Raw genomic sequence first — 9,941 nt, forward strand, 5'->3', positions numbered from 1 at the left:
CGGGGACCGGCATGGCCCTGCCGGTGCCGGTGCCGGTCTCGGGCTGGCCGCGGTCGCGACGACTTCGCTCGGCACGGACGTCGCGGAGAACCTGGCGGGCCACCTCGTCCGGCGACATCAACACCAGCGCCCAGCTCGGGACGGCGATCGGCACCGCGCTCGTGCTCCTCGTGGCGGCGGCCACCACGGGCTCCCGAGCGCGACCACCGAGACGCCGGTGCTCGCGTGGGCGGCGACGGCGGTGCTGGCGCTACTCGCGGCGGCGGCCTTCGCACGGCTGCCCCGGGGCAGGATGCCGACCACCGGGTCCCCGGTAGCGAAGTGAACGGTCATGCATGGCCGTGTATGGTCATGCATCGTGAGCACAGCGCAGACGTGGACGGTCGGGGTCACCGGCGCCACCGGGTACGCGGGAGGCGAGGTGTGCCGGCTGCTGGCCGGGCACCCGGACCTCCGGCTGGCCGGGGTGCACGCCAACTCGAGCGCCGGCCGACGCCTGGGCGAGCTGCAGCCCCACCTCCTCCCGTTCGCCGACCTGACCGTCCAGCCGAGCGACGCGGCGGGCCTGGCCGGCTACGACGTGGTCGTCCTGGCGCTGCCGCACGGCGAGTCGGCGGCGATCGCCGACCAGCTGCCGGCGGAGACCCTGGTCATCGACTGCGGCGCCGACCACCGGCTCAACGACCCCGCCGCCTGGGCCCGCTGGTACGGCGGCGTGCACTCCGGCACCTGGCCCTACGGCCTGCCCGAGCTGCCCGGTCAGCGGGAGAAGCTCGCCGGCGCCACGCGGGTCGCCGTCCCCGGGTGCTACCCGACCTCGGTGACCCTCGCGCTCGCCCCGGCGCTGGCCGCCGGCCTGGTGGAGCCCGACGTCGTGGTGGTCGCCGCCAGCGGCACCAGCGGGGCCGGCAAGTCGCCGAAGCCGCACCTGCTCGGCAGCGAGGTCATGGGCGCGGCCAGCGCCTACGGCGTCGGGGGGGTGCACCGGCACACCCCGGAGATGATCCAGGGGCTGTCGCAGGCGGCGGGCGCCCCGGTGACGGTCAGCTTCACCCCGACCCTGGTGCCGATGAGCCGGGGCATCCTCGCCACCTGCTCGGCGACGCTGCGGCCCGGGGTCGACGCCGCTGCCGCCCGCGCGGCGTACGCGGAGGCCTACGCCGACGAGCCGTTCGTCCACCTGCTGCCCGAGGGCCAGTGGCCGACCACCGCGCAGGTGCTCGGGGCGAACACCGTCGCGCTGCAGGTCGCCGTCGACGCCGACGCCAACCGGCTGGTCGTCGTCGCCGCCGTCGACAACCTCACCAAGGGCACCGGGGGAGCGGCGATCCAGTGCGCCAACATCGCCCTGGGCCTGCCCGAGACCGCTGGACTTCCCCTGGTTGGAGTAGCACCGTGACCGTCACCGCCCCGAAGGGCTTCTCCGCCGCCGGCGTGGCCGCCGGGCTCAAGTCCAGCGGCGCCCCCGACGTCGCCGTCGTCGTCAACCACGGCCCGGACGACGCCGCCGCCGCCGTCTTCACCACCAACCGGTTCCCGGCCGCACCGGTGCTCTGGAGCCGCCAGGTGCTGGCCGGCGAGCGGGCGCGCGCGGTCGTGCTGAACTCCGGCGGGGCCAATGCCTGCACCGGGCCCGAGGGCTTCCAGGACACCCACGCCACCGCCGAGCACGCCGCGGCAGAGCTCGGCCTGGGCGCGATCGACGTGGCGGTCGCCTCCACGGGGCTGATCGGGATGCGGCTGCCGATGGACAAGCTCACCGCCGGGGTCAGCGCCGCGGCGCAGGCCCTGAGCGAGGACGGCGGGGCCGACGCGGCGCGGGCGATCATGACCACCGACAGCGTCCCGAAGACCACCGTGCAGGAGCGGGACGGCTGGACGATCGGCGGGATGGCCAAGGGCGCCGGCATGCTCGCCCCGTCGCTGGCCACGATGCTCGTCGTCCTCACCACCGACGCCGTCGTGCCGCCGTCGGTGCTCGCGTCCGCGCTTAAGCAGGCCACGAGCCTCTCCTTCGAGCGGGTCGACTCCGACGGGTGCCTGTCGACCAACGACACGGTCCTCGTGCTGTCCAGCGGTGCCAGCGGCGTCACCCCGGGCGTCGAGGAGTTCACCGAGGCGCTCACCGCCGCGGCGACGGACCTGGCCATGCAGCTGCTCGCCGATGCCGAGGGCTCCACCAAGGACATCGCGATCACCGTCCGCAACGCCGCCAGCGTCACCGACGCGCTCACCGCCGGCCGGGCCTGCGCGCGCAACAACCTGCTCAAGACGGCGCTGTTCGGCAACGACCCCAACTGGGGCCGGGTGCTGGCGGCCATCGGCACCACCGACGCCGCGTTCGAGCCCGACCAGGTCGACGTCACCATCAACGGCGTCACCGTGTGCCGCGGCGGCTCGATCGGCGACCCGCGCGAGGGCGTCGACCTCACCGGCCGGGAGATCACCATCGACGTCGACCTCCGGGCCGGCGACGAGACGGCGACCATCTGGACCAACGACCTGTCGATCGCCTACGTGCACGAGAACTCGGCCTACTCCACATGAGCGAGCACCAGGACCCCACCGCCCAGGACCCCGCCGCCCAGGACCCGACGCCGCCCGACATCCGGGTCGACGAGCCCGCGCCTCCGCCGAAGCCCACCCGGACGGTCGGCACCCGCCGGGTCATGCGGAAGAAGGACCCCGAGGGCGACGCCGCCAAGGTCGCCGTCCTCACCGGTGCGCTGCCGTGGCTCAAGGAGTTCCACGGCAACGTCGTCGTCATCAAGTACGGCGGCCACGCAATGGTCGACGACGAGTGCCGCCGGGCCTTCGCCGAGGACATGGTCTTCCTGCGGACCTGCGGCATCCTGCCGGTCGTCGTGCACGGCGGCGGGCCGCAGATCAGCGCCATGCTGGCCAAGCTCGGCATCTCCAGCGAGTTCCGCGGCGGCCTGCGGGTGACGACTCCCGAGACGATCGACGTCGTCCGCATGGTGCTCACCGGCCAGGTCGGCCCTGACATCGTCGGGCTGATCAACCAGCACGGCCCGATGGCGGTGCACCTCTCCGGCGAGGACGGCGGCCTGTTCACCGCGCAGCGGACCACGGCCGTCGTGGACGGCGAGGCGGTCGACATCGGGCTGGTCGGTGACATCGCCGCGGTCGACACCACCCCGGTCACCGCGCTGCTGGCCGCCGGTCACATCCCGGTGGTCGCCAGCGTCGCCCCCGACGCCGGCGGCGTCGTGCACAACGTCAACGCCGACACCGCCGCGGCGGCGCTGGCGGCGGCGCTGGGCGCGGTCAAGCTCGTGGTGCTCACCGACGTCGAGGGCCTCTACGCCGACTGGCCCGACCGCGACTCGCTGGTCCAGCAGATCGACGCCCGCGAGCTGGCCGAGATCCTGCCCACGCTGGACGCCGGGATGATCCCGAAGATGGCCGCCTGCCTGCGGGCGGTCGAGGGCGGGGTGAAGCGGGCGACCGTCGTCGACGGCCGTACGCCGCACGCCCTGCTCCTGGAGACGTTCACCACCGAAGGCACCGGGACGATGGTCGTCCCGGCGAAGGACCAGAAGGAGGGCACAGCATGACCACGCACACCGAGGAGCTGGCCCGCCGCTGGTCGGCCGTGATGATGAACAACTACAAGGCGCCCCCGGTCGCGCTCGATCACGGCTCCGGGGCCACCGTCACCGACGTCGACGGGCGCGGGTACACCGACCTGCTCGGTGGCATCGCCACGACGATCCTCGGCCACGCCCACCCCAGGGTGGTCGAGGCGATCACCACCCAGGCGGCGAAGCTGGGCCACGTCTCCAACCTGGCGATGCACGAGCCGGGCGTCCAGCTCGCCGAGCGGCTGCTCGACCTCGCCGGCCGGCCCGGGCGCGTCTTCTTCTGCAACTCCGGCGCCGAGGCCAACGAGGCGGCGTTCAAGCTCAGCCGGCTCACCGGCCGCCCGCAGGTGATCACCGCCGAGGGCGCCTTCCACGGCCGGACGATGGGCGCGCTGGCGCTCACCGGCCAGCCGTCCAAGGCCGCCGCGTTCGCGCCGCTGCCCGGAGGCGTGCAGTACGTGCCCTACGGCGACGAGGCGGCGCTGACCGGCGCCGTCTCCGGCGACACCGCCATGGTGCTGCTCGAGCCGATGCTGGGCGAGGGCGGCGTGCTGCCCGCACCGGCCGGCTACCTCGCCGCCGCCGCGTCGGCGGCGACCGGGGCCGGCGCGCTGTTCGCCGTCGACGAGGTGCAGACCGGCGTCGGCCGGACCGGCCACTGGTTCGCGCACCAGGCCGACGGCCTGCACCCCGACGTCATCACGCTGGCCAAGGCGCTCGGCGGTGGCCTGCCGATCGGCGCGATGCTCGCCTTCGGGGAGGCCGCCGACCTGCTGACGGCGGGCTCCCACGGCTCGACCTTCGGCGGCAACCCGATCGCGGCCGCCGCCGCGCTGGCGGTGCTGGACACCATCCGCGACGAGGGGCTGCTGGAGCGCGCCAAGGAGCTCGAGCACCGGTTCACCACCGGGATCGAGGGGCTCGGGCACGCAGGGATCAGCGTCGTCCGGGGGAGGGGCGCGCTGCTCGGCGTCGTCCTCACCGCCGACGTCGCCGCCCAGCTGGAGACGACGCTGCGGGCCGCGGGCTTCCTCACCAACGCCGTCGCGCCCGGCGTCCTGCGCCTCGCCCCGCCCCTCGTCCTCACCGACGCGCAGGTGGACGCCTTCGTCGCGGCGCTGCCCGCCGCCCTCGACACCGCGATGACGACGGGCGAGCGAGCATCGCAGGGAGCGCCGGCGACCGAGGAGCGGAACGAGCCCGGAGTCGAGCAGACCGACACAGCCCTCCAGGAGAACGACTCGTGACCCGGCACTTCCTCAAGGACGACGACCTCACCCCCGAGGAGCAGGCCGAGGTGCTGGCGCTGGCCGCCTCGCTCAAGGCGAGCCGGCACACGGCCGACGCGCCGACCCCGCTGCGCACCCCGAACGGCACGCCGCGGGCGGTGGCGGTGCTGTTCGACAAGCCCTCGACCCGCACCCGGGTGTCCTTCTCCGTCGGCGTGGCCGAGCTCGGCGGCTACCCGCTGGTCATCGACGCCGGCAGCAGCCAGCTGGGCCGCGGCGAGCCGATCGAGGACACCACCCGGGTGCTCGACCGGCAGGCCGCCGCCATCGTGTGGCGCACCTTCGGCCAGGACCGCATCGAGGCGATGGCGTCGGTCAGCCGGGTGCCGGTGGTCAACGCGCTCACCGACGAGTACCACCCCTGCCAGATCCTGGCCGACCTGCAGACGGTGATCGAGCACAAGGGCTCGCTGGCCGGCCGCTCGATGACCTACCTGGGCGACGGCGCCAACAACATGGCGCACTCCTACCTGCTCGGCGGGGCCACGGCGGGCATGCACGTGCGCATCGGCTCCCCGGAGGCGTTCCGGCCCGATCCGGCCGTCCTCGAGCGGGCCGCGCGGATCGCCGGGGAGACCGGCGGCTCCGTCGGCTGGACCGCCGACGCCGAGGCCGCCGCGGACGGCGCGGACGTGCTGGTCACCGACACCTGGGTCTCCATGGGCCAGGAGGGGGAGTACGACGCCCGCATCGCGCCGTTCCTGCCCTACGCCGTCGACGAGGCCGCCCTCGGCCGGGCCGCCGACGACGCCGTCGTCCTGCACTGCCTGCCGGCCTACCGCGGCAAGGAGATCGCCGCCGAGGTGATCGACGGGCCGCAGAGCGTGGTCTGGGACGAGGCGGAGAACCGGCTGCACGCCCAGAAGGCCCTGCTCGTCTGGCTGATGGAGAGGAACTCGTGACCGTCGACCCGCCGGTTTCCCCCTGCTCCGCCGGTCCGCCGCGCCTGCCGGAGCGATCCGGGTGACCCAGGCCCTGACCCGGTCGGCTCGGCAGGCGCGCATCCGCCAGCTCATCGAGACCCAGCCGGTGACGTCGCAGACCCAGCTCGCCGCGTTGCTGGCCGGATCGGGCATCGAGGTCACCCAGGCGACGCTGTCCCGGGACCTGGAGGAGCTCGGTGCGGTGAAGATGCGCGGCTCCGACGGCGCCCCGGCGTCCTACGTGCTGCCGCCGGAGAACGCCCCGCTGCGCCCGGCCCAGGCGGCACCCGCGCGGCTGACCCGGCTGCTGGCCGACCTACTCACCAGCGCCGAGGGCAGCGCGAACCTCGCCGTCCTGCGCACGCCGCCCGGCGCCGCGCAGTTCCTGGCCTCGGCGCTGGACAAGGTGGGCCTCCCCGATGTCCTGGGCACGATCGCGGGGGACGACACTCTGCTGGTCGTCTCGCGCGACCCCGACGGCGGGCCGGCCCTGGCCGACCGGTTGCGGGCCCTCGCCCAGCGCACCCCCGCCGTCTACCCCGAACTGAGCGCCGACCTGGAAGAGGAACCCGGCACGTGAGCAGCAGTGCACCTGGATCGCAGACCCGGCTCTGGGGCGGTCGCTTCGGCGGCGGCCCGTCGCCGGCGATGGCGGCGCTCTCCAAGTCGACCCACTTCGACTGGCAGCTGGCGCCCTTCGACCTGGCCGGGTCCCGGGCCCACGCCCGGGTGCTGCACCGCGCCGGCCTGCTGGCCGACGACGAACTCGAGCAGATGATCGGTGCCCTCCGCGCGCTCTCCGACGAGGTCGCCGCCGGCACCTTCACCGCGATCGACTCCGACGAGGACGTGCACGAGGCGCTCGAGCGCGGCCTCACCGAGAAGCTCGGCGCGCTGGGCGGCAAGCTGCGCGCGGGCCGCAGCCGCAACGACCAGATCGCCACCGACCTGCGGCTGTACCTGCGCCACCACGTGCGCGCGCTGGTCGGCGAGCTCTCCTCGCTGGAGTTCGCCCTCGTCGGCCTGGCCGAGCGGTACGCCGACGTCCCGGCACCGGGGATGACCCACCTGCAGCACGCCCAGCCGGTGCTCATCGCCCACCAGCTGCTGGCGCACGCGCACTCGATCGCCCGCGACGTCGACCGGCTGGTCGACTGGGACAAGCGGGCGGCCGTCAGCCCCTACGGCTCCGGCGCGCTGGCCGGCTCCTCGCTGCCGCTGGACCCCGACGCCGTCGCCGCCGAGCTCGGCTTCGACCGGGCCTCGGACAACTCCATCGACGGCGTCAGCGACCGCGACTTCGCGGCGGAGTTCTGCTTCGTCGCCGCCCTGCTCGGCGTGCACCTGTCCCGGTTGGGGGAGGAGGTCGTGCTCTGGACCTCGACGGAGTTCGGCTGGGCCCGCCTGGACGACGCCTGGGCGACCGGGTCGTCGATCATGCCGCAGAAGAAGAACCCCGACATCGCCGAGCTGGCCCGCGGTAAGTCCGGCCGGTTCGTCGGCAACCTGACCGGCCTGCTCACGATGCTCAAGGGGCTGCCGCTGGCCTACGACCGCGACCTGCAGGAGGACAAGGAGCCGGTCTTCGACTCCATGGAGCAGCTGCTGCTCCTCCTCCCAGCCGTCACCGGGATGATCGCGACGCTCACCCTCCGTCCCGAGGTGCTGGAGGCCGCCGCGCCGCAGGGCTTCGCGCTGGCGACCGACGTCGCCGAGTGGCTGGTCCGGCAGGGCGTGCCGTTCCGGTCGGCGCACGAGATCAGCGGATCGATGGTCGCCTTCTGCGAGGAGGCCGGGCTCGAGCTCGACGAGCTCGACGACGACCAGCTGGCCGGCATCGACGAGCGGCTGACCCCCGACGTCCGCTCGGTGCTCTCCGTGCGCGGCGCGCTGGCCGCGCGCAGCACCCGCGGCGGGACCGCGCCGGAGCGCGTCGCCGAGCAGCTCGCCTCGCTCACCGACCTCGCGGCCGCCCACGGGCGCTGGTCGTCGTCGTCGCCGGTGGCGCCGGTCCTCTGACCGTGCCGGAGTCCGCACCCCCGGGGCCCGGCCCGCTCGTCCGCGCGGCGGACCTGCTCGGGCCGGTCGACGTCGTGGCCCCGGCCCTGCTCGGTTGCTGGGTGGTCACCGACCGACCGGAGGGCCGGGTGGCGCTCCGCCTCACCGAGGTGGAGGCGTACTCGGGGCAGGGGGAGGACCCGGCCTCGCACGCCCACGGCGGGCCGACCCCGCGCGCGGAGATCATGTTCGGCCCGCCCGGACGGCTCTACGTGTACTTCAGCTACGGCGTGCACTGGTGCGCCAACGTCGTCGTCGGCCCGGAGGGCCGCGGCTCGGCGGTGCTGATGCGGGCCGGTGAGGTCGCGGTGGGGGAGCAGCTGGCGCGGCTTCGCCGCCCCGCCGCCCGGGTCGCCCGGGACCTGGCCCGCGGCCCGGCCCGCCTCACCCAGGCGCTGGGGATCGGCCCCGAGGACCGGGGGAGCGACCTCCTCGACGCCGGCAGCTCCGTGCGGCTGCACCGGGGCGACCCCCCGGCCGCCGTCTCGGCCGGCCCGCGGGTCGGCATCAGCAAGGCAGCTGAGCTGCCGTGGCGGTTCTGGGAGACCGGCGCCCCCTCGGTGAGCGTGTTCCGGGCGGGTGGGAAACCCCGTCGCAGGGGCGCCGGGCAGGATGGACCCCCGTGACCGACGTGATCGACGAGCTGCACCGCCGCGGGCTGATCGCCCAGAGCACCGACGAGGCCGCGCTGCGCGCCCATCTCGCCGAGGGACCGGTCGCCTACTACGCCGGCTTCGACCCGACCGCGCAGAGCCTGCACGTGGGGCACCTGCTCCAGTTCATGGTCCTGCGCGCTCTCCAGCGGGCCGGCCACCAGCCCGTCGTCCTGGTCGGCGGCGCGACCGGCCTGATCGGGGACCCCCGGCCGTCGTCCGAGCGGCAGCTGAACGACCGGGACACCGTGGCCACGTGGGTCGGGCGCATCCGCGAGCAGGTCGCGCCGTTCCTCGACGTACCGGCCGAGACCGAGGGCCTGGCCGGCCCGCTCTACGTGGACAACCTGGACTGGACCGCGCCCGTCTCGGCGATCGACTTCCTCCGCGACCTGGGCAAGCACTTCCGGGTCGGCAAGATGCTGGCCAAGGAGGCGGTCTCGGCACGGCTGAACTCCGAGGCGGGCATCAGCTACACGGAGTTCAGCTACCAGATCCTGCAGGCCAACGACTTCCGCGAGCTGCACCGCCGGCACGGTGTCACGCTGCAGACCGGCGGGTCCGACCAGTGGGGCAACCTGACGGCGGGCATCGACCTGGTGCGCCGCACCGAGGGGGCGACGGTGCACGCGATGTCCACCCCGCTGGTGACGAAGTCCGACGGCACGAAGTTCGGGAAGTCCGAGGGCGGCGCCGTCTGGCTGGACCCGGCGCTGACGTCCCCGTACGCCTTCTTCCAGTTCTGGCTCAACGCCGAGGACGCGGACGCCCGGAGGTGGCTGACCCTGTACTCCGAGCGCCCGGCCGACGAGGTGGCTGCGCTCATCACCGAGAGCCTCGAGCGGCCGGCGGCACGGACGGCGCAGCGGGCGCTGGCCGAGGAGCTCACCCTGCTGGTGCACGGCCCCGACCAGCTGCGCCAGGCGGAGGCGGCCGGCCGGGCCCTGTTCGGCCGGGAGGACCTCGGCTCCCTCGACGCCGCCACGCTGACGGCGGCCCTCGAGGAGGCCGGGTCCACCACCGTCGAGGGGGAGCTGCCGACCCTCGCCCAGCTGCTCCAGCAGACCGGCCTCGTGGCCAGCCTCTCCGAGGCCCGGCGCACGGTGAAGGAGGGCGGCGCCTACCTCAACAACGAGCGGGTGACCGACGCCGAGGCCGTGCCGCCGGCGGACGCCTGGCTCGCCGGCGGGTGGCTGGTGCTGCGGCGCGGACGGCGCGCGATCGCCGGCGTCCGCCGGGGCGTCTAACCGCCCCGAGCCCCGGATGACCCCCAGGTGTCGGGGGCGTGGCGGGGGAGTGTCGGCCGTCACGGAGGGGCGGGTTGCACGGGGCCGCAGGGGGCGTGTAACTTTCTCTTTGCGCCGCGCGGCCCGGAAGGGCCGCCGGACCAGCCCCCGCTAGACGGGCTGCTGG

The 9,941-nt window shown here is 74.7% G+C and carries 9 protein-coding genes; all 9 read left to right on the forward strand.

Annotated features, from left to right (window positions below; genetic code table 11):
- Positions 1-358: 358 nt before the first annotated feature.
- The 9 genes from argC (at position 359) to tyrS (ending at position 9,775) form a co-directional block, all read left to right on the forward strand.
- The gene (gene argC, locus O2W17_RS22120; RefSeq protein WP_269194648.1) at positions 359-1,399 is read left to right on the forward strand and encodes an N-acetyl-gamma-glutamyl-phosphate reductase; all 1,041 of its coding nucleotides are present in this window, start codon (positions 359-361) and stop codon (positions 1,397-1,399) included.
- A complete protein-coding gene (gene argJ, locus O2W17_RS22125) occupies positions 1,396-2,547 on the forward strand; it encodes a bifunctional glutamate N-acetyltransferase/amino-acid acetyltransferase ArgJ (protein WP_269194649.1) in 1,152 nt (383 codons plus the stop codon). The genes argC and argJ overlap by 4 nt, the downstream gene beginning before the upstream one ends.
- A complete protein-coding gene (argB, locus tag O2W17_RS22130; protein WP_269194650.1) occupies positions 2,544-3,578 on the forward strand; it encodes an acetylglutamate kinase in 1,035 nt (344 codons plus the stop codon). The genes argJ and argB overlap by 4 nt, the downstream gene beginning before the upstream one ends.
- Complete coding sequence (locus tag O2W17_RS22135; protein WP_269194651.1) at positions 3,575-4,852, forward strand: acetylornithine transaminase; 1,278 nt, start codon at positions 3,575-3,577, stop codon at positions 4,850-4,852. Before argB ends, O2W17_RS22135 begins: the two co-directional genes overlap by 4 nt.
- Entirely contained in the window at positions 4,849-5,796 is a 948-nt protein-coding gene (gene argF, locus O2W17_RS22140; RefSeq protein WP_269194652.1) for an ornithine carbamoyltransferase, read from the forward strand. The genes O2W17_RS22135 and argF overlap by 4 nt, the downstream gene beginning before the upstream one ends.
- A 61-nt stretch (positions 5,797-5,857) precedes the next feature.
- Positions 5,858-6,397 (forward strand): arginine repressor, encoded by a 540-nt coding sequence (locus O2W17_RS22145; RefSeq protein WP_269194653.1) that lies wholly within the window; start codon positions 5,858-5,860, stop codon positions 6,395-6,397.
- The gene (argH, locus tag O2W17_RS22150) at positions 6,394-7,836 is read left to right on the forward strand and encodes an argininosuccinate lyase (RefSeq protein WP_269194654.1); all 1,443 of its coding nucleotides are present in this window, start codon (positions 6,394-6,396) and stop codon (positions 7,834-7,836) included. The genes O2W17_RS22145 and argH overlap by 4 nt, the downstream gene beginning before the upstream one ends.
- A gap of 2 nt (positions 7,837-7,838) precedes the next feature.
- Positions 7,839-8,501, forward strand: a complete 663-nt coding sequence (locus tag O2W17_RS22155; protein WP_269194655.1) for a DNA-3-methyladenine glycosylase — start codon at positions 7,839-7,841, stop codon at positions 8,499-8,501.
- Positions 8,498-9,775 (forward strand): tyrosine--tRNA ligase, encoded by a 1,278-nt coding sequence (tyrS, locus tag O2W17_RS22160; protein WP_269194656.1) that lies wholly within the window; start codon positions 8,498-8,500, stop codon positions 9,773-9,775. Before O2W17_RS22155 ends, tyrS begins: the two co-directional genes overlap by 4 nt.
- Positions 9,776-9,941 lie beyond the last annotated feature (166 nt).

Origin of the sequence: Blastococcus sp. VKM Ac-2987, from assembly GCF_026967805.1 — a bacterium.
Classification (GTDB): Bacteria; Actinomycetota; Actinomycetes; order Mycobacteriales; family Geodermatophilaceae; genus Blastococcus.